This is a genomic window from Streptosporangium jomthongense (assembly GCF_042650425.1).
GTDB lineage: Bacteria > Actinomycetota > Actinomycetes > Streptosporangiales > Streptosporangiaceae > Streptosporangium.
Genome location: NZ_JBHSBC010000014.1, coordinates 294,589 through 317,915, shown reverse-complemented (window position 1 = coordinate 317,915; position 23,327 = coordinate 294,589). Strand labels below are relative to the sequence as shown.

Annotated in this window: 23 protein-coding genes; 14 read left to right on the top strand and 9 right to left on the bottom strand. The window is 70.5% G+C overall.

Annotated elements, in window-relative coordinates; genetic code table 11:
* Positions 1-21: 21 nt before the first annotated feature.
* Entirely contained in the window at positions 22-1,002 is a 981-nt protein-coding gene (locus ACFOYY_RS16190) for a helix-turn-helix transcriptional regulator (protein ID WP_386190189.1), read from the top strand.
* 73 nt (positions 1,003-1,075) lie between these two features.
* Positions 1,076-1,570 carry a beta-class carbonic anhydrase gene (locus tag ACFOYY_RS16185; RefSeq protein WP_352008639.1) on the top strand — a complete coding sequence of 165 codons (495 nt, stop codon included), beginning with the start codon at positions 1,076-1,078 and terminating at the stop codon, positions 1,568-1,570.
* A 55-nt stretch (positions 1,571-1,625) separates the two neighbouring features.
* Here the strand turns inward: ACFOYY_RS16185 and ACFOYY_RS16180 are convergent, their stop codons facing one another.
* On the bottom strand, positions 1,626-2,417 hold the full coding sequence (locus ACFOYY_RS16180; RefSeq protein WP_352008638.1) for an isoprenyl transferase: 792 nt from the start codon (positions 2,415-2,417) through the stop codon (positions 1,626-1,628).
* Entirely contained in the window at positions 2,414-3,166 is a 753-nt protein-coding gene (gene recO / locus ACFOYY_RS16175; protein ID WP_352008637.1) for a DNA repair protein RecO, read from the bottom strand. The genes ACFOYY_RS16180 and recO overlap by 4 nt, the downstream gene beginning before the upstream one ends.
* 159 nt (positions 3,167-3,325) lie before the next feature.
* On the opposite strand from recO, the gene ACFOYY_RS16170 reads away from it, so the two are divergent.
* The 6 genes from ACFOYY_RS16170 (at position 3,326) to mptB (ending at position 9,985) form a co-directional block, all read left to right on the top strand.
* On the top strand, positions 3,326-4,903 hold the full coding sequence (locus ACFOYY_RS16170; RefSeq protein ID WP_386190188.1) for a CDP-alcohol phosphatidyltransferase family protein: 1,578 nt from the start codon (positions 3,326-3,328) through the stop codon (positions 4,901-4,903).
* Complete coding sequence (locus ACFOYY_RS16165) at positions 4,900-5,607, top strand: DUF5941 domain-containing protein (RefSeq protein ID WP_352008635.1); 708 nt, start codon at positions 4,900-4,902, stop codon at positions 5,605-5,607. Before ACFOYY_RS16170 ends, ACFOYY_RS16165 begins: the two co-directional genes overlap by 4 nt.
* Positions 5,608-5,670: 63 nt before the next feature.
* Positions 5,671-6,144, top strand: a complete 474-nt coding sequence (locus ACFOYY_RS16160) for an Lrp/AsnC family transcriptional regulator (RefSeq protein WP_352008634.1) — start codon at positions 5,671-5,673, stop codon at positions 6,142-6,144.
* A gap of 110 nt (positions 6,145-6,254) precedes the next feature.
* Entirely contained in the window at positions 6,255-7,049 is a 795-nt protein-coding gene (ddaH, locus tag ACFOYY_RS16155) for a dimethylargininase (RefSeq protein WP_352008633.1), read from the top strand.
* Between the two features lie 44 nt (positions 7,050-7,093).
* Positions 7,094-8,305, top strand: a complete 1,212-nt coding sequence (rocD, locus tag ACFOYY_RS16150) for an ornithine--oxo-acid transaminase (RefSeq protein WP_352008632.1) — start codon at positions 7,094-7,096, stop codon at positions 8,303-8,305.
* A gap of 129 nt (positions 8,306-8,434) precedes the next feature.
* Positions 8,435-9,985 (top strand): polyprenol phosphomannose-dependent alpha 1,6 mannosyltransferase MptB, encoded by a 1,551-nt coding sequence (mptB, locus tag ACFOYY_RS16145; protein ID WP_386190187.1) that lies wholly within the window; start codon positions 8,435-8,437, stop codon positions 9,983-9,985.
* Between the two features lie 4 nt (positions 9,986-9,989).
* Here the strand turns inward: mptB and ACFOYY_RS16140 are convergent, their stop codons facing one another.
* On the bottom strand, positions 9,990-11,549 hold the full coding sequence (locus tag ACFOYY_RS16140) for an alkaline phosphatase D family protein (RefSeq protein ID WP_386190186.1): 1,560 nt from the start codon (positions 11,547-11,549) through the stop codon (positions 9,990-9,992).
* A gap of 239 nt (positions 11,550-11,788) precedes the next feature.
* Between ACFOYY_RS16140 and ACFOYY_RS16135 the strand changes: the two genes are divergently transcribed.
* The gene (locus tag ACFOYY_RS16135; RefSeq protein ID WP_386190185.1) at positions 11,789-12,853 is read left to right on the top strand and encodes a Glu/Leu/Phe/Val family dehydrogenase; all 1,065 of its coding nucleotides are present in this window, start codon (positions 11,789-11,791) and stop codon (positions 12,851-12,853) included.
* A gap of 97 nt (positions 12,854-12,950) precedes the next feature.
* Here ACFOYY_RS16135 and ACFOYY_RS16130 read toward each other — a convergent pair whose 3' ends face one another.
* Positions 12,951-13,475 carry a MarR family winged helix-turn-helix transcriptional regulator gene (locus ACFOYY_RS16130; RefSeq protein ID WP_386190184.1) on the bottom strand — a complete coding sequence of 175 codons (525 nt, stop codon included), beginning with the start codon at positions 13,473-13,475 and terminating at the stop codon, positions 12,951-12,953.
* Between the two features lie 74 nt (positions 13,476-13,549).
* Here ACFOYY_RS16130 and ACFOYY_RS16125 point away from each other — a divergent pair, with 74 nt between their 5' ends.
* The 3 genes from ACFOYY_RS16125 (at position 13,550) to ACFOYY_RS16115 (ending at position 17,275) form a co-directional block, all read left to right on the top strand.
* A complete protein-coding gene (locus ACFOYY_RS16125) occupies positions 13,550-14,638 on the top strand; it encodes a substrate-binding domain-containing protein (protein ID WP_352008627.1) in 1,089 nt (362 codons plus the stop codon).
* Positions 14,639-14,717: 79 nt separating this feature from the next.
* A complete protein-coding gene (locus ACFOYY_RS16120) occupies positions 14,718-16,112 on the top strand; it encodes an APC family permease (protein ID WP_386190183.1) in 1,395 nt (464 codons plus the stop codon).
* A gap of 152 nt (positions 16,113-16,264) precedes the next feature.
* Positions 16,265-17,275, top strand: coding sequence for an acetamidase/formamidase family protein (locus ACFOYY_RS16115; protein WP_386190182.1), 1,011 nt, complete (start codon positions 16,265-16,267; stop codon positions 17,273-17,275).
* A 156-nt stretch (positions 17,276-17,431) separates the two neighbouring features.
* Here the strand turns inward: ACFOYY_RS16115 and ACFOYY_RS16110 are convergent, their stop codons facing one another.
* From ACFOYY_RS16110 to ACFOYY_RS16095, 4 genes are all read right to left on the bottom strand, one after another.
* A complete protein-coding gene (locus ACFOYY_RS16110) occupies positions 17,432-18,067 on the bottom strand; it encodes a hypothetical protein (RefSeq protein ID WP_352008624.1) in 636 nt (211 codons plus the stop codon).
* 165 nt (positions 18,068-18,232) lie between these two features.
* Positions 18,233-19,123, bottom strand: a complete 891-nt coding sequence (locus ACFOYY_RS16105; protein WP_386190181.1) for a Gfo/Idh/MocA family protein — start codon at positions 19,121-19,123, stop codon at positions 18,233-18,235.
* Between the two features lie 16 nt (positions 19,124-19,139).
* Positions 19,140-20,084 (bottom strand): NAD-dependent epimerase/dehydratase family protein, encoded by a 945-nt coding sequence (locus ACFOYY_RS16100; RefSeq protein WP_386190180.1) that lies wholly within the window; start codon positions 20,082-20,084, stop codon positions 19,140-19,142.
* Positions 20,085-20,113: 29 nt separating this feature from the next.
* Positions 20,114-20,458 carry a YrdB family protein gene (locus tag ACFOYY_RS16095; protein ID WP_386190179.1) on the bottom strand — a complete coding sequence of 115 codons (345 nt, stop codon included), beginning with the start codon at positions 20,456-20,458 and terminating at the stop codon, positions 20,114-20,116.
* A gap of 115 nt (positions 20,459-20,573) precedes the next feature.
* Here ACFOYY_RS16095 and ACFOYY_RS16090 point away from each other — a divergent pair, with 115 nt between their 5' ends.
* Positions 20,574-21,272 carry a TetR/AcrR family transcriptional regulator gene (locus ACFOYY_RS16090; protein ID WP_386190178.1) on the top strand — a complete coding sequence of 233 codons (699 nt, stop codon included), beginning with the start codon at positions 20,574-20,576 and terminating at the stop codon, positions 21,270-21,272.
* 1 nt (position 21,273) lies between these two features.
* Here ACFOYY_RS16090 and ACFOYY_RS16085 read toward each other — a convergent pair whose 3' ends face one another.
* A complete protein-coding gene (locus ACFOYY_RS16085) occupies positions 21,274-22,044 on the bottom strand; it encodes a DUF2267 domain-containing protein (protein ID WP_362774665.1) in 771 nt (256 codons plus the stop codon).
* 375 nt (positions 22,045-22,419) lie between these two features.
* Between ACFOYY_RS16085 and ACFOYY_RS16080 the strand changes: the two genes are divergently transcribed.
* Positions 22,420-23,274, top strand: a complete 855-nt coding sequence (locus ACFOYY_RS16080) for a glycoside hydrolase family 19 protein (protein WP_352008618.1) — start codon at positions 22,420-22,422, stop codon at positions 23,272-23,274.
* The last annotated feature ends 53 nt before the right edge of the window (positions 23,275-23,327 follow it).

Here is a 23,327-nt window from a genome sequence, read left to right as displayed (position 1 = left end):
TGGTCGGGCATGCTGGGGGCCATGGGTGACACGTCCGCGCGGCTGCTCGAACTGCTGTCGTTGCTCCAGACCCCCCGTGACTGGCCCGGCAGTGAGCTGGCCGGACGCCTCGGGGTCAGTCCCAGGACCGTCCGCCGCGACATCGACCGCCTGCGCGAGCTGGGATATCCGGTCCAGGCGACGATGGGCGCGGCCGGCGGTTACCGGCTCGCCGCGGGCACGGCCATGCCGCCGCTGCTGGTCGACGACGAGGAGGCGGTGGCCATCGCCGTGGGCCTGCGCACCGCGGCCTCACATCCGGTGGAGGGCATCGAGGAGGCGTCCGTACGGGCCCTGGCCAAGCTGGAGCGGGTGCTGCCGTCCCGGCTGCGGCACCGGGTCGGCACGCTCGCCGCGGCGACCGTACCGATGGGCGCCGGAGACGGCCCGCCCGTCGATCCGCGGACCCTGGTGGTGCTCGCCGGGGCCGCCGCCGACCATGAGCGGCTGCGCTTCGCCTACCGGTCGGCGGACGGCACGGAGAGCAGGCGCCTGGCCGAGCCGTACCGCCTGGTGACGGCCGGGCGCCGGTGGTACCTGCTGGCCTACGACAACGACCGCGACGACTGGCGGAGCTTCCGTGTGGACCGGATCGGTGACCCGCTGGCGACCGGCGTGCGGGTCCCGGCCCGGGTGCCGCCCGAGCAGGACGCGGCCGCGTTCGTCACCGACAAACTGCACTCGTCCGCGCCCACGTACGAGGTGGTGGCGGTCCTGCGTCTTCCCGCCGAGGAGGTGGCCCGGCGGCTCGGCGGCACGGTGGGGCGCGTCGAGCCGGTCGACGAGGGCCGTTGCCGCCTGCGCGGGCCGGCCGACACGCTGGAGTGGACCGCGGCACGTCTGCTCATGCTCGGCTGCGAGTTCGAGGTGTGCGAACCGCCGGAGCTGGTCGCGTATCTGCGCGCCCTGGGCGCCCGTGCCACCCGCGCCGCCCGGGCCTCCCGGAGGAGGCACTCTCCGTAATTACCTATTGACTCAGTAGGAAATAAAGGTAGGTTTGCCTGTGGCGTTTCCCTGAGGAATGACAGGAGATTTCATGAGCGTCACCGACGAGCTTCTCGCCAACGCGGAGCGTTATGCCGCGGCGTTCGACAAGGGAGACCTGCCGTTGCCCCCGGCACGCGGTGTCGCCGTGCTGGCCTGCATGGACGCCAGGCTGAACCCCTACGGCCTGCTGGGGCTCACCGAGGGCGACGCGCACGTCATCCGCAACGCGGGCGGTGTGGTGACCGCGGACGAGCGGCGCAGCCTGGCCATCAGCCAGCGCCTGCTCGGCACGCGGGAGATCATCCTCATCCACCACACCGACTGCGGCATGCTCACCTTCACCGACGACGAGTTCAAGCGGCAGATCCAGGCCGAGGTCGGGACGAAGCCCGACTGGGCGCCCGAGGCCTTCCCCGACCTGGAGGAGGACGTCCTGCAGTCCATCAGCCGGATCAGGAACGACCCCTTCATCCCGCACACCGACTCGGTCCGCGGCTTCGTCTACGAGGTCGAGACGGGACGGCTGCGCGAGGTCAAGGCCTGACAGGACCGGGCCGCCCGCCCCTGACCCGGAAGGGGGCGGCCCCGGAACGCCGGTCTCAGGGGAGTGGGGCCTGCGCCACGGGGTTCGGCACGGCTCCGCCGTACCTCCTGTCACGCTTGGCGAACAGCTCGCACGCCTCCCAGAGGTCGCGGCGGTCGAAGTCGGGCCACAGGCGGTTCAGGAAGACCATCTCCGCGTAGGCCATCTGCCAGATCAGGTAGTTGGAGGTGCGCTGCTCGCCGGAGGAACGCACGAACAGGTCGACGTCGGGGATGTCCGGCTCGTCGAGATATCTGGCGAAGGTCTCTTCTTTGACCTTGCCCGGCTTGACCCTGCCCGCGGCGATGTCCTCCGCCAGGCGCAGCGCCGCGTCCACGATCTCGGCCCGGCCTCCGTAGTTGACGCAGAACTGCAGGGTCAGCGTCGAGTTGCCCTCGGTCATCCGTTCGGCGTCCTGCAGCTCCTTGATGACGCTCTTCCAGAGCCGTCCCGGACGGCCCGCCCAGCGCACCCGCACCCCCATCGCGTTGAGCTCGTCCCTGCGGCGGCGGATCACGTCGCGGTTGAAGCCCATCAGGAACCGGATCTCGTCCGGCGAGCGCTTCCAGTTCTCCGTGGAGAAGGCGTAGGCGGACAGGTAGGGGATGCCCAGCTCGATCGCGCCCTCGATCACGTCGAACAGCGACGACTCACCGGCCTTGTGCCCCTCGGTGCGCGGCAGGCCGCGCTGCTTGGCCCACCTGCCGTTGCCGTCCATCACGATCGCCACGTGCCGGGGCACGAGGTCGCGGGGGATGGGCGGCGGGGTCGCTCCGGACGGATGAGGCACCGGGGGACGGACGTTCACGTGGCGGGTTCCCTTTCTGCGCGCTCCCGCTCCACATGCCGGAGCGAGCGTATGCCGTGTTCGAGGTGCCATTGAAGGTAGGCGGCGACCAGGCCGCTGCACTCGGTGCGGTGCCTGCTCTCCGAGGCGTCCGCGCTCCGCCAGTCGCCCTTGAGCAGGGCGACCATCAACGCGATGGTCTCCCCCGCCGGTACGGCGGCGCCCGCCGGGCGGCAGGCCCCGCACACCACTCCCCCGGCCACGATGGCGAACGCCCTGACCGAGGTCGTCCTGCACCGGGCGCACTCCTCCAGGGCGGGAGCGTAGCCCGCGACGGCCAGTGAGCGCAGGAAGTAGGCGTCGAGCACGAGCCTGGCCTCGTGCTCTCCGGAGCCCAGCGTGCGCAGGCCCCCGACCAGCAGCAGGAACTGCCGCAGGGCCGGTTCCTTCTCCGCCATGATCAGCCGGTCGGCGGTCTCCAGCATCGCGCTGCCCGCCGTGTAGCGCGGATAGTCGGCCACGAAGGCCTCGCCGTACGGGCGGATGGTCTCGGCCTGGGTGATCACGTCGAGCGTGCGGCCGGTGTGGAGCTGAAGGTCCACGTGGGTGAAGGGCTCAAGGCGGGCGCCGAAGCGCGACATGGTCCGCCGCACACCCTTGGCGACGCCCCGGATCTTTCCGGTTCGCCTGGTCAGGACGGTGACGATGCGGTCTGCCTCGCCCAGCTTGTGCGTGCGCAGCACGATGCCCTCGTCACGGTACAGGCTCACCGGATCAGTCTAGATGGCACGGCGGCATGCCGGTCCAACCATGATCAACGGGAACGGAAGGATCACGAGTGCGTGTTGTTCACCTAAAACTCATTAAACTTTGGCCCCTGGCGAGTTCCCCATGCCATGTTTCACCCCATCCCTGTACGAAAGGGTGCCATGCCCCGCGTGGTCCTGCTGGGTTCTTCACCCGGCACCTCAACCGCTTTCGGCCAGCCGACGCCGCCCGCCGCGCTGACCCTGCCCGCGCTCCCCGGCTCCCCCACGGTGATCGGCAAGCTGCACGGACAGATCGCCTCCCTTGATCCCGCGCCGGTGACGATCGTCCGTTCCGGCGAGGCCGCGGCCCACCGGGGTCTTCCCGGCCGCCTCGTCGAGACCGCGAATCTCGCGGACGACCTGCGCGCCGTCGCCGACGCGGTCGAGGACGCGACGGAGAACCTGCTCATCCTCCCCGCGAACTCGCTGATCCACGACGAGCTGATCTACCAGATCACCAAGTCGAAACGCGGCGCGCTCGCTCTGATCACCAAGGAGCCCCGTGAGGAGGACGAGAACGGCGACTTCATCGTCCCCGACGTCCCGATCGACGAGGCGCTGCCGGAGATCGGCGACCGGAGCCTGGAGGGCCTGCCGGTCAGGGTGCGGGCGAGCAAGTCCCGGGTGATCTCGGTCGGCTCCGCCTTCCACGCGGTGACCCGTCCGAACTCCGTCCTGCTCGGCCCGCTGCACCTGCACCACAAACACGCGGCCACGCTGGCCGAGGCGGCCCGTGAGCTGGCCGACATGGCCCACCTGTTCGGCCCCGAGGACGACCTGGTCCAGCTCCTCGTCCTCGGCCTGGTACGGCGTGGCGTCTCGGTCGGCATCCGGGGCAGGCGTGACCTGTTCTTCCGCCGGCTGAACACCCCGGAGGAGGCCGTGCAGGCGGTCGCCGAGATGGCGGGGTTCGACGAGGACAGAGCCCGCCTGAACAACGCGGTCAAGGGCGCCGACGGCTTCTTCACCACCTACTTCGTCAGCACCTACTCGCGCTTCATCGCCCGCTGGGCGGCCAGGCGCGGGCTCACCCCGAACCAGGTCACACTGATCTCGATCGCGCTCGGTGTCGCGTCCGCGGCGTGTTTCGCGACCGGCGCGCGGCCCGGCATGATCGCGGGTGCCATCCTGATCTACTTCGCGTTCGTCTTCGACTGCGTGGACGGCCAGGTCGCGCGTTACGCCCGCAAGTTCGGCGTGCTCGGCGCCTGGCTCGACGCCACCTTCGACCGGTTCAAGGAGTACGTGGTCTTCGCCGGGCTCGCGATCGGCGCGGCCGTCTCCGGGGTCGGCGACGTGTGGACGCTGGCGCTGACCGCGATCGCCCTGCAGTCCGTCAAGCACCTGCTCGACTTCTCCTTCGGCGCGGCCAACCGGCGCAGGCCTCCCGCCCCGCTGCCCTCGATGCCGCTGTCGGTCAGCCCGGACACCGAGCTGCGCGCGGCGCTGGAGCAGCGCAAGATCGCCCGTAGCGGCGGCATCCGCGGCCTGCTGAAGATGTGGAGCAAGGCCGGCAGGAACAGGGCCGTCTACTGGGCCCGCAAGATGGTCGTCTTCCCGATCGGCGAGCGCTTCGCCGCCATCGCGCTCGTCAGCGCCTTCTTCGACGCCAGGATCACCTTCATCACCCTGATCATCTGGGGCGGCGTCGCCACCGCCTACACGCTCACCGGACGCCTGATGAGGTCGCTCGCATGATCACCCAGCCGCAGACAACCCCCGCCCCCGACCCCTATCTGGAGCGGCTGCGCGTCCAGACCGCCCGGCTGCTCGCCTACCGCGACGACGGCCCGCTCGTCGCCGCGCTGCGCGGCCGGATCGGGCCCGGACTGCCCCCGGTGCCCGGGGCGCTCGCCGCGCTCGTGGTGATCGTCGCGGTCGCGGTCGCCGGGGTGCTGACCCAGGGGCCGATCCTGCTCCTGCCCGCCCTGGTCATGCTGGTCCTGGTGCTGCCGACGGCCGCCCGTGACCACCTGGGCAAGCTCGACTGGCTGGTTCCCCCGCTGATCAGGGCGGCCGAGTTCCTGACGATCATCCTCGTCGGCCTGGCCGCCGACGTGCCCAAGTGGCTGCTGTTCGTGCTGCTCTACGTGGTCGGCTACCACACCTACGACACGGTCTACCGGACGCGGCAGAGCATCTGGCCGCCCGACTGGGTGTTCAAGGCCGGTCTCGGCTGGGAGCTGCGGCTGCTGGCGATCGGCGCGGGTGCCGCGTTCGGCGCCGCCACCTGGGTCGTCGCCGTGCTCACGCTGTACCTCGGCGTGCTGTTCGCCGTGGAGAGCGTGACGAGCTGGGTGCGTCTGGACAAGGCCTCCGCGCTGGCCCAGGCCTCCGACGACCTTGAGGCCTCCCCTGAGGAGGCCCTTGAGCAGACGACGGGCGAGGCCGAACCCGCCTGATCCCGCTTCTCCAGCGAGGGCCGCGACGCGCGTCGCGGCCCTCGTGCTGTGTTAGAAAGCAGCGTGGAACTGGACCGGTTGGATCGTGACATCATCGGGGCTCTCGTCGAGGACGCCCGCGCAACCTATGCCGAGATCGGGCAGCGGGTGGGCCTGTCCGCCTCGGCGGTCAAGCGCCGGGTCGACCGGTTGCGCGAGGTGGGGGCGATCACCGGGTTCACCGCCAGGGTCGAGCCCACGGCGCTCGGCTGGACCACCGAGGCCTATGTCGAACTGTTCTGCGCGGGCAAGACCTCGCCGTCGGAGATCGGGGTCGCCGTCACCCGGCATCCCGAGGTCGTCTCGGCGTGCACCATCACCGGTGAGGCGGACGCGCTGCTGCACATCAGGGCCACCGACGTGCGCCATGTGGAGCAGGTGATCGAGCGCATCGCCGCCGAGCCCTTCGTGGTCCGTACGAAGAGTTCCATCGTGCTCTCCCGGCTGATCGACGCCCCTCTGCTGACATCGCGCAACGAATCGCCGTTCCTCGCCTGAATCACGCAAGAGACCTGCGGCAACGCGCAAGATCAGGCTATTGGCCCCGAATATGCCCCGTTTCTAGGCTGGTGCCGTCTCCCACCACAACATCCTTTACGGGGTTCTCAATGACGAGGCACTACCTCATGTGTCGGCCCGACCACTTCGCCGTCGAGTACGCGATCAACCCGTGGATGGACCCGGAGGCGGGCGCGGACCGTGAGGTCGCGATCCGCCAGTGGGAGGGGCTCAGGGGCGTCTACGAGGAGCTCGGCCACCGGGTCAGCCTGATCGACCCGGTGGAGGGCCTGCCCGACATGGTCTTCGCCGCCAACGGCGCCCTGGTCGTGGGCGGCCGGGTGTACGGCGCGCGCTTCACGCATCCCGAGCGGGCCGCGGAGGGCCCCGCCTATCTGGAGTGGTTCACCTCCAACGGCTACACCGCCGCGCGTGAGGCCGAGTTCACCAACGAGGGTGAGGGCGACTTCCTCACCCTCGACCACCTGGTGCTCGCGGGGACCGGGTTCCGCACGGAGGTGGCGGCGCACGGGGAGGCGCAGGAGTTCCTCGGCCGCCCGGTGGTCTCGCTGCGGCTGGTCGATCCCCGCTTCTACCACCTCGACACCGCGCTCTTCCCGCTGAACGGGCACAACGTGGCGTACTTCCCCGAGGCCTTCTCCCCGGGGAGCCAGGAGGTGCTCAGGAACCTGTTCCCCGACGCCGTCGTCGCCACCGAGGACGACGCCGTGGTGCTCGGCCTCAACGCGGTCAGCGACGGCACCCACGTGGTGATCAACGCCGAGGCGACCGGCCTGCAGCTGGAGCTCAAGCGGCGCGGCTTCGAGGTCGTGCCGGTCGAGCTGGCCGAACTGCGCAAGGCGGGCGGAGGACCCAAGTGCTGCACCCTGGAAATTCGGGGATAAAGCAGACAGAACGCAACAAAAGGCAAGGAACGGCGAACGGACCGATGACGAGCACAGAAGAGTTCATCGAGCTCAGCGAGCGCCGCAGCGCGCACAACTACCACCCCCTCCCCGTCGTGATCCACGAGGCTCAGGGCGCCTGGGTCACCGACGTCGAGGGCAGGCGCTACCTGGACTGCCTGTCCGGCTACTCCTCACTGAACTTCGGCCACGGCAACCCGAGGATCATCGAAGCGGCCCAGGAGCAGCTGGCCAGGCTCACCCTGACCAGCCGTGCCTTCTTCCACGACCAGTTCGCCGCCTTCGCCGCCGGTCTCGGCGACCTCACCGGCAAGGACATGGTCCTGCCGATGAACACCGGCGCGGAGGCCGTGGAGACCGCGATCAAGGTGGCCCGCAAGTGGGGCTACGAGGTCAAGGGCGTGCCGGACGGCCAGGCCGAGATCATCGTGATGGAGGACAACTTCCACGGCCGTACCACCACGATCGTCAGCTTCTCCACCGACCCCGACGCCCACGACGGCTTCGGCCCGTACACCCCCGGCTTCAGGATCGTGAAGTACGGCTCGATCGAGGCGATCCGCGAGGCCGTGGGCCCCAACACGGTCGCGGTGCTGCTCGAACCCATCCAGGGGGAGGCGGGCGTGCTCGTCCCGCCGGACGGCTACCTCACCCAGGTCCGCGAGCTCTGCTCGGCGGAGAACATCCTGATGATCGCCGACGAGATCCAGTCGGGGCTCGGCCGTACCGGTGAGACCTTCGCCTGTGAGCACGAGGGCGTCGTGCCCGACGTCTACGTGCTGGGCAAGGCCCTGGGCGGCGGTGTCGTCCCGGTCTCGGCGATCACCGCCGACCAGGACGTGCTCGGCGTCATCAAGCCCGGCCAGCACGGCTCGACCTTCGGCGGCAACCCGCTGGCCTGCGCGGTCGCGAACGCGGTCGTCGAGATGCTCCGCACCGGCGAGTACCAGGCGCGGGCCAGGGAACTCGGCGCGGTGCTGCACGAGAGGCTGCGCGCCCTCGTCGGCCGGGGCGTGGTCACCGTACGCGGCCGTGGCCTGTGGGCGGGCGTCGACATCGACCCCTCCCTGGCCACCGGCAGGCAGGTCTCCGAGGCGCTGATGCGCCTGGGGGTGCTGGCCAAGGACACCCATGGCTCGACGATCCGTCTCGCCCCGCCCATCGTCGTCTCCGAGGAGGACCTCCTGTGGGCCGTCGACCGGCTCGCCGAGGCCCTGACGGAGTTCGCGAAGTAGGAGATCACCGGCCTCGGTTACGTTCCCGGCGATCTAGGCTGGAGTGGACATCACGCCGCCGCCGTGGAAGCCGCCGTACGGGCCGCCCCGGCGGACGCGGCGCGGGCGGTGACTCGGGGGGGTCGGCAGGTGGCGGCGTCGGGTGGGCTTGGTCGGCGTTCTCTCCTGACCGGGCCGGACCCCGGCGCCAGGCCGCCCCTGCGCGCGCGGCTCACCGGCCCCGCGGGGCTTCTCATGGTCGCGATCTCCGTCGCGGCCATGCTCGCCGTCTCCCTGCTCGGGCCGTCCGCGGCGGTTCCCGAGCTGGGCGCCGGTGCGCCGCCCTGGTCCCTGCGCCTGGACCCGCCGCAGACGCCGGTGATCCAGCTCGGCTGGGTGGCCCTGCTCATCGGGGGCCTGGGGACGTGCGCCGCGCTGTACGCGCTGCGCCGCGGGTGGCTCCCCGTGCGGGGCCTGTTCGCGGCCGGCACGCCGCTCGTCGTCGTCCTCCTGACGCTCGTACCGCCCGCCGGGTCGACGGACGTGCTCAACTACGCGGTCTACGGGCGGATCGCCGCGCTGGGGCACGACCCGTACGTGACTCCCCCGGCCTGGCTGCACGGGATCGGCGACCCGGTCGGCGACCTGACCCCGCTCGCCTGGCGGAACACCCCCTCGGTTTACGGCCCGCTGGCCACCTGGGCGCAGCTCGCGGCCTCCCGGCTCGGCGGAGACTCCATGGCGGCGACCGTTTTCGCCTTCAAGGTCATCCTCGCCCTGGCGTTCCTGCTGTCGGCGGTCATGCTCGACCGGCTCGCCGGTCCGGAACGCGACCGGCGGGTCAGGGCGCACCTGCTGTGGAGCCTCAACCCGCTGATGCTGTGGCACGTGGTGCTCGGCGGCCACATGGACGGTCTGGGCGCGTTCCTGCTGGTGGCCGCCCTGTTCGCGCTGCGCAGGCCGGGGATGGGCTCCGGCCTGGTCTCCGGGGCGCTGCTGGGCGCCGCGGCGGCCGTCAAGGCGCCGTTCGTGCTGGCCGGGGCCGGGCTCGCCTGGGCCGCCCGCCACCGGGCGGGACCGTTCCTGACCCTGGGGATGGGCGCGTTCACCGCGCTGGTCACGCTGTACGCGACGCAGGGTCCCCAGGCGCTGGCGAACGTGGCGGGCAAGGTCGGCGACCGTTCGCTGGCCGACCCGTGGCAGGTGCTCGTCAAGAACCTGGGGCCCGAGGCCGTGGAGCTCGAAGGGCGGCTCGCCCTGGGCGCGGCGTTGCTCGCCGCGCTCCTGCTGTGCTGGCGGCTGCCGCAGGGACCGCCCGGCCTGCCCGCCGTACGGCCCGCGCTGGCGTGGTGCCTGGGCTGGCTGCTCACCTCGCCGGTGCAACACCCCTGGTACGACGCGATGCTGTTCCCGCTGCTCGCCCTGATGCCCGCCTCCCGGCTCGACGGGCCGCTGCTCGTCAGGGGCGTCGTCACCGGGCTGGTCTACCTGCCGGGCGCGACCGCCCTGCTGCGGTTGCAGCCGACACCGTTGACCCGGTGGATCGCCGAGGTCTACCGGCCGTGGATCGCCCCGCTGGTCTCGGACGCCGTCATCCTGTACGTCGTCGTGCTCGCCCTGGCCGGTGCCCTGGGCCTGCGCGCCCTGCCCGTGGTACGGCGGGCCGCCGTACCCGAACGGGAGCCGGTCCACACCGGGTGAGCCGTCAGGTGAGGCGCACGGTGGTGATCTCGGAGACGTCGTCCCCGGAGATGGTCGCGGTGTCCCAGCGGGCCGAGGGCGGCGTGGTGTCCAGGGACAGGGTGGCCAGCGCGTTGGAGAACCACGGACCGTTGGTCACCCGCCAGGCGAACGGCGGCCTGGGAATGCGCGCCAGGCGTGCGAGCCAGCCGCCGACCAGGGTGGCCAGGCCGAACTGCGCGACGATGTTGGCCAGTCTGAGCGTACGGCTCAGCGGGTTGCGGATCGGCGAGCAGACGAGCTGGTGGACGGGCAGCCCGTCCACCTTGGCCACGTAGGAGTAGTGCACGTCACCGGAGAGCAGGATGACCGGTTTGCCGACCTTCGCCAGCAGCCGGGACAGGTCCTCGAAGGAACGGCGGAAGGCCGCCCAGTGTTCGAGGTCGAAGGCCTGGCGCAGGGCCTCCGACCAGCGGGCGACCGATCTTCCCCAGGCTCCCTGGGCGAGGGCCTCGTTCCAGTTCTGGACGTGGTGGATGCCCGCGGGCAGCAGGAACGGCACCGAGGTGCCGATCACGAAGCGCTCCGCGCCGTCCCTGTCGAGCTGCTCGACGAGCCACTCCCACTCGACCGGGTCGATCATGCGCCGGTCTCCGGGGGTGAGCTGCCTGGCGCAGCGGGAGTCGAGCATGATCAGACGGGTGTCGCCGAGGTCGCGGCAGTAGCTCCACCTGCTGTCCACCGGGACCTCGTAGGCGTGCTCGGCGAAGGCGTCGAGCAGCTTTCCCCCGTCGCCCTCGGCCGCGCGCAGCTCACGGAACAGCCCGTCGGCGGCGCGCTCGGCCGGTGACATGTTGCCCAGGTGCTGGTAGATCCAGTAGGCGCCGAGGCCGGAGACCACCCGCCTGTGCCACCAGGGGACCCCGGCCATCTTCTCCCGCCAGTCGGCGGAGGTGTTGAAGTCGTCCCGCAGGTCGTGGTCGTCGAAGATCATCGCGGTGGGCACGGACGAGAGGATCCAGCGGATCTCCGGATCGGTCCAGGCGATCCGGTACAGCTCGGCGTACTCCTCGAAGTCGGCGATCTCGGTCCTGGGCTCGCTGTCCCTGCGCGCGGCGATGAACTTGAGCATCTCGGCGGACGGCTCGTCGGCGTAGACCTGGTCACCGAGCAGCAGGAGCAGGTCGGGCCACTCCCCTGGGGGCCTGCCGGCCAGGACGCGGGCGTAGGCGCGCAGCACGTCCACGCCGTGGGAGAGGGTGTGCGGGGCGTCGTGCGGCACACTGGTCCGGCACGAGCCGAACATCACCCTTTTCGGGCCGCCCGGATCCAGGAACCGGATGTGACCGGCCGGGCGGCCGGGCGGCGGCCACACGACCTCCCCGTCGAGACGGACCCGGTAGTCCCCCTCGCCCTCGACGTCCACGACGGCGTAGTGGTGGCCGTGGACGGAGAAGGTCGGCGAACTCGCCCGGGCCCCGTCCGCCTCGACGGTCACCTCGCACGGCACGCTGGTCTCGACCCAGATCGAGGCGCTCGTCGCGTCCACATGACGCAGCAGCGGACCGACCACAAGTTCCGGCACGTTCATCCCCTCAGGCCATCGCGGAACGGTTGGTTCCCGCCGTTTCGAGGTGTGCCTCTGCCCGGCGGACCGTTCGGATAACGACTGTCCCATCCCATTGGGGAAACACACAAAAAACGGCCATCAGTCCGCAACATATCCATCATGACATGGCAAAGAACCCATAAATAGTGTGATCACCACAAACCATCAAGAGTGGAGCAATGGCGCTCCGCTCACCGCATGGAGGCCTGACCCTCATGACCCTCATGGTGCCGTCAAAGACGCCGGCGACCGCCCTCACCGACCACGATCCCCTCGAAGCCGCCCTGCGCCGTCTCGACGAGACGGCGCTCCTGCTCGGGCTGGACGACGGCCTGCGCGCGATGCTCGCCTCCCCCCGCCGCTCCCTGACCGTCTCGGTACCGGTCCGCCGCGAGGACGGCCGGATGGACGTCGTCCAGGGCTTCCGGGTGCAGCACAGCACCGTCCTCGGCCCGGCCAGGGGCGGCACGCGCTTCGCGCCCTCAGCAGGCCTCCAGGAGGTCACCGCGCTGGCCATGGTCACGACCTGGAAGCACGCGCTCGCGGGCGTGCCGTACGGCGGGGCCAGGGGAGGTGTCCGCGTCGACCCCGCGAGGCTGGACGCCCGGGAGCTGGAGCGGGTGACCAGGCGATACGTCAACGAGATCATGACGATCGCCGGTTCCGACGGGGAGGTCCCCACGCCCGACCCGGACGCCGACAAGCGGATCGCCGTCTGGATGGCCGACGGCCGTTCGGCACCCGGCACAGCGGTCGGCACGGTGACCGGCACAGCGGCCGGCACAGCGGCCGGCGGGGCCGTGGCGGCGGCCGTGCTGGGGGTCCTGGGAGAAGGCGTCCGTACGGTCGCGGTGCACGGCCCGGGCGAAACCGCCCGGCTGGCCGCGTTGCGCCTGGCCGAGGAGGGCTTCCGGGTGGTCACGCCCTCCGGCGGTGAGCCTCTCGGGCTCGGGGTGGACGCGCTCGTCCTGGCCGCCCCGGTCACCGCGGATCTGGCCCGCGACGTCAGGGCCTCTGTCGTGGTCGAGGCGGCCGACGGCCTGCTGTCCCCCGGGGCCGACGCGGTCCTCGCCGAGGCGGGGACCGTCGTGGTCCCCGACGTCCTGACGGGTGCGGGCGAAGTGCTCGCCGCCCGTCCCGACCTGGCCCGGCGGTGCTTCGACACGGTCGCGGCGACGGCCGCCGAGCGCGGGATCACCCTGCGTCAGGCCGCCTGGGCCGTCGCCGTCGGGCGGGTCGCCCGGGCGCACGGGGCACGGCTCCAAGACCCCCTGCCGTAAGCCTTCCGTGTCCCGCCCCGAGGCAGGGCGAAGGCCCGGTCCCCCTCGGGGCCGGGCCGTGAGACCTCCCGCCGCCCTCGGGGCGGCGGGGGAACGCTCAGGAGCGCAGCGCGGGAACGGCGGTGCCGTCTCGCTCGGCGAGCCTGCCCGCAGGCCGCTCGGCGAGCCGGTCCGACGGCCGCTCCGCGGGGGCCTCGTTCAGGGCCCTGACCAGCCGTTCGAGCTCGCTCATGAGTTGTTCGGTGCGTTCGGTGCCGTAGGCGGCCTCGATCTCCCTGTGGTGCTCCGCGATCGATCCCTCGACGCGGTTGAGCAGCTCGGCGCCACGGTCGGCGAGGAACACCGCGACCTTGCGGCGGTCGGCGGGGTCGTGACCGCGATAGACGAACGCGCGGTCGATGAGCCGGTCGATCGCCTTGGTGAGCGTCGGATGCGGCATCAGAACCATCTCGGCCAGATCCCCCATCGAGTGACCACAATCGTCGGCGAGGGCACGAAGTATGCGCCACTGCTCGACGCTGACGTCCTCAGCGGTGAGCGCGGCGGCGAGACCCCGGTTGACACTACGCTCAGCTCGGCTGAGCAGGTAGGCCAGCGAGGATCCCAGCCCGGTCGTCACCATGTGAAGCTCCCGTCTGTATCCCGGGTGAGTAACGGGCCTCCCATACCCGTCCTTTCAGGAGGATACTCTGCAATGTGGCAGAAGCCATCACACCCGTGATCGAACCCCTGGAAGCTCAGCTCCTCCAAGGGGTCGCCCTACGTGTCGGGCTCGTGGTCCCCATCTCCGGGGTCCTCGGGCTTGTAGGTCCATGCGCGATCAACTGCGCCGTCCTCGCCTCCGACGAGGTGAACCTCACAGGCGGCATTCTCGGCAGACCGGTCGAGCTGGTCCTCATCGACGGAGGGAGACCCGCGGAGGAGGTGGCCGCCGAGGTCGGGGAACTGGCGCGCGGCAAGGTGATCGACGCGGTCGTCGGCACCTGTGGCAGTGACGTCCGGATCTCGATCGTGCGGGCGCTCGCCGGGCGCCTGCCGTTCGTCTACGCCCCTCCCTACGAGGGAGGCGGCCACTCCCCCGGCGTCTACTTCCTCGGGGAGACACCGGAACGGCAGCTCAAGCCGGGGCTCGACTGGCTGATCGAGCTGCGGCGGGCCAAGCGGTGGTTCCTGCTGGGCAACGACTACATCTGGCCGCGCCTGGTTCACGGGGCCACCCGGCGCTACCTCGCCTCGCGCGGGGCGTCGGTGGTCGGCGAACGCTACGTCCCGTACGGCAAGCCCGACCTGAGCAGGATTCTGGACCACCTGGTGGCCAGCAGGCCGGATGCCGTGCTTCTCAGTCTGATCGGCAGTGACCTGGTCGACTTCAACCGCGCCTTCACCGCGGCAGGCCTCGGCTTCCCCCGTCTCTGCGGGGCGCTGGAGGAGCACGGCCTGCTCGGCATCGGCGGCGACGACACCGGCGAGCTATACGGCGCTATGGGGTATTTCTCCAGCCTCGTCACCGATGACAGCTTGAGTCTGGGAGAGCGTTACACTCGCCGTTTCGGATCAAATGCGCCGTTGCTCAACGGGCACGGCCAGGGCTGCTATGAGGCGGTGCTGATGCTCGCGGCACTCGCGAGACGCGCGGGAACCCTCCACGTGCCCGCGCTTGACGAGGTCGCCGACGGCACCTCGATCGTCACCGCGCGGGGACGCCTGACCCTCCAGGACCACGGGGTACGGCGTGGCGCCCACATCGGCAGAGCGGACGGTCTCGATTTCGACATCGTTCGATAAAAGTTGCCTCTGCAAACTTTTCCTTTTCAAGGATTCGTCCTAAAGTGACGCTTGCAACATCTCTTTTAGGAGTAGTTCCATGACTACTGACCCCTCCCTGGAACAGTTCGGTTACCGGCAGGAGCTCCGAAGGACGCTGAGCTTCAACGACCTGCTGATCTACGGACTGATCTTCATGGTCCCGATCGCGCCCTTCGGGATCTTCGGAAGCGTCTTCCAGGCGTCCGGTGGCATGGTCGCACTCGCGTACATCATCGGTATGGTCGCCATGGCCTTCACCGCGTTCTCCTACGCGCAGATGGCCAAGGCCTTCCCGATGGCCGGTTCGGTCTACACCTACGCGGGCCGGGGAATCGTCGGTCCCGTCGGATTCATCGCCGGCTGGGCGATGCTGCTCGACTACGTGCTGGTGCCCGCGCTGCTGTACCTCATCGCCAGCCTGGCGATGGCGTCGTTCGTACCGCTGCCGGTATGGGCCTGGCTGCTGGTGTTCGTCGTCCTCAACACGGTCGTCAACTACACCGGCATCCAGATGACCGCGCGGATCACGAGGTACATGCTGATCGCCGAGCTAGTCGTGCTCGCGATCTTCATCGTCATCGGTCTGTTCGCGCTCCTTCAGGGCAAGGCGCAGACCGGCGCGTTGACTCCGTTGTTCAACCCCGACACCTTCTCCTGGCCGCTGGCCTTCGGTGCGGTCTCCGTCGCGGTGCTCTCCTTCCTCGGTTTCGACGGTATCTCCATGCTGGCCGAGGAGAGCAAGGTCGACAGCGCCAAGATCGGCCGCTCGATGATCGCCGCCCTGGGCCTGGCCGGTGCCCTGTTCATCGTGCAGACCTGGATCGGCGCGCTGCTCACCCCCAACCGCAGCCAGCTGCTGAGCGGTGGCGACCCCAACGGCACCGCCTTCTACGACATGGCCGAGTTCGCCGGTGGCCACTGGCTGAGCATCCTGACCGCGATCTCCACCGCCATCGCCTGGGGCTTCGCCAACTCCCTGGTCGCCCAGGCCGCCACCTCGCGTCTGCTGTACGCCATGGCCCGTGACCGCCAGCTGCCCGCCTTCCTCTCCAAGATCCACCCCAAGACCAAGGTGCCGGTCAACGCCACCATCCTGGTGGCTCTGGTCTCCCTGGCGGTCGGCATCTTCCTGGCCAACCGCGAGGACGGCGTCGCCCTGATCAGCGGCCTGGTGAACTTCGGCGCGATGACCGCCTTCCTGGCGCTGCACCTGTCGGTGATCGTGCACTACTTCTTCAAGAAGCGCAGCCGTGACCTGTGGCGGCACCTGCTCGCCCCGCTGATCGGCTTCGGCATCCTGGTCTACGTGGTGATCAACGCCAGCATCGCCGCGCAGGTCGTGGGCATCGTCTGGCTCGCCATCGGCCTGCTGGTGCTCGCCACCTTCTTCGCCTACGGCCGCCGCCCCCTGCTGGCCGCCCTCGGCGAGTCGCACGACGCCCCCCTGAAGTAGGTCCCCCGCGACGTCGCCGCACACCCCCCGCGTCACGCCCCCTTCCGATTCACACAAGGACAGTAGATGCACGAGATCTTTCTTGAGGTGGAGGAGGGTTCCACCTGTGCCCTCCCCGGTTCGGTGACGCGCCTCAGCCAGGCGGGTGTGCGGTGAACGTCGTCTCCTACCGTCCCTCCCCCGAGGAACTCAGCTACACCTTCGGCGGCAGGCCCGCCGTCGGCACGGTCAAGCCCGGCACGATCCTTGAGCTCTACACCGAGGACTGCTTCGGCGGCCGGGTCTGCTCCGTCGACGACCTGCCCTCGCAGGTCTGCGAGTTCCCCTACCTGAACCCGGTGACCGGCCCCTTCCACGTCGAGGGCGCCGAGCCCGGAGACACGCTGGCGCTGCACTTCGTCTCCATCGAGCCCGCCAGGGACTGGGCCGTGTCGGCGACGTTCCCGCACTTCGGGGCGCTGACCGGCACGCACACCACCGCCATGCTGACCCCGCCGCTCGACGAGGTCGTCTGGCGTTACGACATCGACGTGGCCGCGGGTGTGGCGCGTTACCACGCCCGCAACAGCGACTTCACCGTGGACCTGCCGCTCGACCCGATGCACGGCACGGTCGGCGTCGCGCCCGGCGCGTCCGAGGCCCGGATGACCATCACCCCGGACGCCCACGGCGGCAACATGGACACCCCGGAGCTGCGTGCCGGGGTGACCGTCTACCTCGGCGTCAACGTGCCGGGCGGCCTGTTCGCCGTCGGCGACGGGCACGCCCGCCAGGGCCACGGCGAGGTGTGCGGCACGGCCATCGAGTCGGCGATGAACACCGTGGTCGCGGTCGAGCTGATCAAGGGCGTCACCACCCCGTGGCCGCGCCTGGAGGACGACCACAGCCTGATGTCGACCGGTTCGGCCCGTCCGCTTGAGGACGCCTACCGGATCAGTCAGCACGACCTGGTCACCTGGACCTCGGAGGTCACCGGCCTGGAGACGCTGGACGCCTACCAGCTGGTCAGCCAGATCGGCGAGGCTCCGGTCGGCAACGTCTGCGACAGCAACTACACGATGGTCGCCAAGCTCCCCAAGGCCTACCTCGGCGGGGGCGGCGTCTACGAGTCGGCCCACGAGCGTCTGCGCGACCTGGGCCGGCGGTACCTCGCCCAGCGCTGACGGCGCGGGCCTGCGGGGAAGAGACGTCCCGCGCCGCGTACCGCCGGGGTACGGGGCGCGGGGCCTCCCGGAAAAGGCCGGAAAAGACCGGAGAACGCCACGGGGCCGGTCCTCTCGGATCTGAGAGGACCGGCCCCGTCGTCGTTCCGCCCCGGCTCAGCCCGCGCCCGGGACCGTGACGTTCTTCTCCTTGAAGCCGAAGCCGCTGCCGGTGGCCTGCCGCTGCAGTTCGCCGAAGACGTCCTTGCTGGCGTCGAGGTCCTTCTCGGTCGCCGTCCCGCCCTTCAGTTTGCTGGTCAGGGCGGCGAAGCTGTTGGTCACGCTCTGCACCGCGTGGCACAGCGCCGGGTTGGCCTCGGCGAACCTCTTGGCCACCTTGAGCTCGTGGAGGGCGAACAGCCCGGCTATGGCGGCCTTGACGAAGGTGCGCTTGCGCTTGTCCGCGCCCTCCTTGAACCCGCCCGCCCGCAGCGGCTTGTAGATGTAGCGGTGGAAGGCGCCCAGCGCGAGCCCGGCGTGCAGGGCGAAGCGCGTCTTGGCGAACCGCTTGGTGTTGCCCGTCGTCGGGCAGGGTGAGTTGTCGCCGGAGACCGTCGGCGACGGCGCGACCCCCGCCCCCTGCGCGCCGACCGGCCCGTTGGCCTGCCCGCCCGCCGGCGCCCCGGCCGCCGGAGCCTTACTCGCCGGAGGCGCCATGGCCGAGGGCGCGCCGGTGCCGCAGCCGCCGAGCAACATCACCGCCAGGAACACCGCGGTCAGCGCGGCGCCCGATCGAGCACTCCGCTCAGTCACTTCTCCCCCTCGCTGGAAATCCGTGACGTCACGGCCGGTTTCCGCACGGGGGGATCATGGATGCCCGGCAACCGCCACAGACAGGATGAGACGGCTTTTCACCGCCCATGGCATCGTCTCCCACCTTCGGCCAGAAAACCGGCATCGACACACCCAGGGGACGACTCACCCCACGCAGGCGGCCACGATCTCCTCGCACAGGGCGTGGGTGGCCAGGGCGTCCCGCGCGTCCACCGGCGTGCCGGCGCGGACCGCGCCGAGGAACTCCAGGCAGGAGCGTTCGATGCCACGCTGGCGGGAGACGGGGGTCCAGTCTCCGCGCCGGGTCAGGGTCTCCGCGCCGACGTGGTCGATCACGTCGGCGAGGTTGACCACCCGCCGCTTGACTCCCCCGCCCATCACCTCGACCGTCTCCTCGGCGGCGCCGCTCACCCTGCTCATGATCCCGAAGGCTGTGAAGCCGTCCCCGGACAGTTCGAGCGTCACGTGTTCGAGCAGGCCGTCCCTGACCCTGGTCCTGATCCCGGTGTGGTCGACCCGTCCGGGCACCAGGAACCTGAGGGTGTCCACGACGTGGATGAAGTCGTCGAGGACGACCACCCGGGGGTCCTCGGCGAGGTCGGCCCGGTTCTTCTGCATCACGACCAGCTGGCGGGGCAGGCCGAGCAGGTCCGTGTACGGCGGCGCCCAGCGGCGGTTGAACCCCACGAAGAGCGAAACCCCCCGGTCGCGCGCGAGCCGTACCAGGCGCTCGGACTCGGCCAGCGTGTAGGCGATCGGCTTGTCCAGGTAGACGTGCACCCCGGCCTCGATCAGCGGTTCGGCGATCTCCACATGGGCCTCGGTCGCCGCGTGCACGAAGGCCGCCTCGACCCCGGCGTCGATCACCTCGCCGACCGAGGTGAGGCGGCCTCCGATCCGGTGGGCGTCGCCGAGGCGGTCGAGGGTGGCGCGGTCACGGGTGCACAGGTGCAGTTCGAGGCCGGGGAGCGCGGCCAGCACCGGCAGGTAGGCCTTGCGCGCGATGTCCCCGAGGCCGATCATGGCGATCTTCATGCTCAGAGCGTACGGCTCACGCCGCCCTGGCCTGCCGGTCGCGCCACCAGGCGATCGTCGCGGCCAGCGCCTCGTCCATCGGGGTCGGCGTCACGCCGAAGGTCGTCTGGAAGTCGGCCGAGTCCATGACGAAGGGCCGGACGAACTGGTAACGCAGTTCCTCAAGCTCGGCGAGCATGGGGGACACGAGCCCTCCTGCACGGATCATCCAGTGGGGCATGGACCTGACGCCGGGGTTCCTGACGCCCGCGATCTCGCACATCCGCTCGGCGACCTGGCGCGCCGTGATCGGCTCCGTCGTCGGGACGTGCCAGGCGCGGCCCCAGGAGCGGTCGTCGGTGGCGGCCGTCACCAGGGCGGCGGCCACGTCGGGCACGTAGGTCCAGCTGTGCGGCTGGTCGGGGTCGCCGATCATACGCACCGTCTTCCCGCCGAGCAGCCGGGGCACCAGCCGTTCCCCCAGGTGTGACTGGTCGAGGCAGCCGGGTCCGAAGTAGTCCGACCCCCGCACCTCGGTCACCCGGACCTGGCCCGCCCGGTGGGCCTCCAGCGCCTGCCGCCACATCCGCGCCCTGATCTCCCCCTTGGCGCTGGGCGGGGTGAGCGGGTCGTCCTCCCGCATGGGCCGTCCGGGGGCGGCGTAGACGTAGAGGTTGCCGAGGATGACGTATCCCGCCCCGCTCTCCCGTGCCGCGCAGAGCAACGACTCCGCCAGCGGAGGCCAGTCCTGCGCCCAGCGGTGGTAGGGCGGGTTGACGCAGTTGTAGAGGGCGTCGGCGCCCCTGGCCAGGCCGGTCATCCGCCTCCCGTCGGCCGCGTCGGCGGCGACCCGGGTGACGCCCGGCAGGTCGGGGCCCGATCCCGATCGGCTGACGAGGACGACCTCGTGTCCCTGCCCGGCCAGGAGTCCGGCGACCTGCGAGCCGACCTGTCCGGCTCCCGCGACGACGTGCTTGCCCATGTCCGTTCCCTTTCCCTCGTTGTGCGCGGTCACTGGTTCCACACCAGCCGCAGCACGGCGTTGACGACGTAGACGGCGGCGAAGACGACGCCGGGGGCCACGCGGCCCGCCATGACCAGCGCCGCGGCGCCGCCACCGAACCACAGGACCTCAAGGGCCACCCTGGCGAACCCGGTGAGCGGGATCATCGCGCCGTTGGCGGCGCCGAAGACCGCCCAGACCGCGACGAACAGGGCGGGCGCGCCGAGTCCGAGCAGCAGCCGCAGCGGCCAGTTCGACCCCACGGTGAAGCCCCAGTAGGCGGTCGAACCGAGAACGCCCAGCTCAAGCAGGAACATGACGAGGAGGTTGACGTTCTTGGCCAGGGACAGCATCGGGGGACTCCTTGCAGATTGCCATTCCGTTTCGAGAGCAATGCTCTCTCAAACCGGTCGCGCCGGTCAAGAGCAGTGCTCTCTTTTTCTTGCATCGCTCTGATATGGTCCGGACATGAGCTCAAGCCGCACGGCGCGCGAACGTGTCCGCGCCGAACTGACCAGGGAGATCACCGACATCGCACGAGGCCAGCTGGCCACGGAGGGGGCGACGGGCCTGTCACTGCGCGCCGTCGCCCGGGAGATGGGGATGGTCTCCTCCGCGATCTACCGCTACTTCCCGTCCCGGGACGACCTGCTCACGGCTCTGATCATCGACGGCTACAACGCCCTCGGAGAGGCCGTGGAGCGGGCGGACGCCGCCGTCCCGCGCGAGGACCACACCGGCCGGTGGCTGGCGGTCTGCCACGCCGTACGGGACTGGGCGCTGGCCCACCCGCACGAGTACGCGCTGCTGTACGGCTCGCCGGTGCCCGGCTACAAGGCGCCGGTCGACACCGTCGCCGCGGCGATCCGCGACACCGTGGTCTACGGGCGGATCGTCTCCGACGCCCACAGCGCCGGGGTCCTGAACCCGCCGGACGGCCTTCCCGGCCCTCCCGCGTCCTTCGGCGACGACGCGGGCCGGGTGCGGGACGTCATCCCCGAGGTCCCCGACGACGTCATCTCCCGCGCCCTGCTCGCCTGGACCGGGCTGTTCGGCTGGGTCAGCTTCGAGATCTTCGGCCAGTTCAACAACGCGGTCCTGGACCCCGCGACGGCCTTCGAACACACCATGCGCTGCCACGCGGCCCTGCTCGGACTGCCCGTCTGAGTCACCGGCCGGTGAGCAGCGTCCGATACTCGTCGGGCAGGCCCGCCATGACGTCGAGGAAGCCCCGCTCCGTGGTGGCCTCGCGCAGCGTGGTGAAGACGGCCCTGGCGTGCCCCCGCACGTCCTGACCGTCCGCCCGCTGCCGCTCGGCCACCCGCAGCACGAAGTCCTCAAGCGGCATCCGCACGCTCTCCGCGCGTCCCTCCGCCGCCCCCCGCTTGAGCGGCTCGTGCAGCGGCACGGCCAGTTCGCCGATCAGGTTCTCCGCCCTGCCCTCGGCGACGCACTCGGCGAGCGTCTCCAGCACCGCCTCGGTCGCGCGGTGGGCGTCGGCGGCCTCAAGCCCGGCGCGGCTCGCGACCCTGGCGAGGAACTCCTCCGCGGGCATCACCCGGACGCCGCGCCGCCGGGCCTCGGCCACCAGGGAGTCGAAGTCCTCCGGCAGGCAGGCGGCCACGCCGTCGATCGCCCCGGGCGCGGTCACCTCGCCGAGCAGCCAGAAGACCTCCCGCGCGTGCCGCGCCGCCACCTCGACGTCGACCCCCTCACGCTCGGCGACCCGGCGCAGGAACTCGTCCACGTCGAAGGGCTCGGGAGCCCTGCCGGTGCGCATCCACGCGCGCACCCGCTCCGGCAACCGCCCGAGCAGCCCCTCGCCGACCGAGAGCCGCTCACCCAGCGTCCCGAGTGTCGCGCGCACCGCGCGTTCGGCCTCGTCCTCGCCCAGACCGGCGTACCGCCTCAGGGTGCCGATGAAATCCTCGTACTCCACGGCTCACTCCTCCCCCGGCTCCTCCGGCCCCTCCTATGGTCAGCTACCCCGAATCCCGAATCGGCCACCAACCGCCCCGGTCAACTCGGCGTAGAGGGGCACGCCCCTCCTCCCGACCCCGCGGTACGGCCCGCACGACCCCCGGGGAGGGCGGCGGATGCGCACTATGCGGAACTTTGCGTCCTACCTATTGACGCAAGAATTCAAATTCCTGTTAATTGTCGTCAATCCCGCGACGGCGACCTCCTGTGGAGCCCGCCCGCGGTGTCACCGTCCACCCCGGGGCCGGTCTCTTGTCGTTTCGTGCTCGTTTTTTCCGTCATGCAAGGAAGTGAAAGAATGCCGAGAAACCGCCTCACGTCATCCCTTTTCTCAATGGCGGTCGCCGGCGTGCTGGCCGCCGTTCCCCTGGCCTCCCCCGCCTCGGCCTCCACCGCCTCCGCCGCGCCCATCTGCGCGAGTGATTGGGATTCCGCCAAGGGCTACGCCGGTGGCCTGACCGCCTCCTACCAGGGCCACAACTGGCGGGCGAAGTGGTGGACGCGCGGCAACACCCCCGGCGGACCGTCGGGCATCTGGACGGACCAGGGCGCCTGTGAGGCGAGCGAGGGCAACTTCGTCGTCACCGAGGCGCAGTTCAACGAGATGTTCCCCAAGCGCAACCCCTTCTACACCTACAACGGCCTGGTCACGGCACTGAGCGCCTACCCCGCATTCGCGGGCACCGGCGGTGACACGGTCAAGAAGCAGGAGGCCGCGGCCTTCCTGGCCAACATCAACCACGAGACCGGCGGCCTGGTCCACATCGTCGAGGTGAACACCGCCAACTACCCCCACTACTGCGACACCGACCAGCCCTTCGGCTGCCCCGCGGGCATCTCCTCCTACTACGGCCGGGGCCCGATCCAGCTGAGCTGGAACTTCAACTACAAGGCCGCCGGCGACGCCCTGGGCATCGACCTGCTCAACAACCCCAACCTGGTGCAGACCGAGGCCTCCGTCGCCTGGATGACCGGCATCTGGTACTGGATGACCCAGAACGGCCCCGGCACGATGACCCCGCACAACGCGATGGTCAACGGCGCCGGGTTCGGTGAGACGATCCGCAGCATCAACGGCCGCCTGGAGTGCGACGGCGGCAACCCCAGGCAGGTGCAGAGCCGCATCGACGCCTACAAGCGCTTCGCCGCGATCCTCGGGGTCGACCCGGGTGACAAGCTGAGCTGCTAGCGGTCACGACGGGCGGGGGCGCGCACCCCCGCCTGTGAGGGCCGCCCGGACAG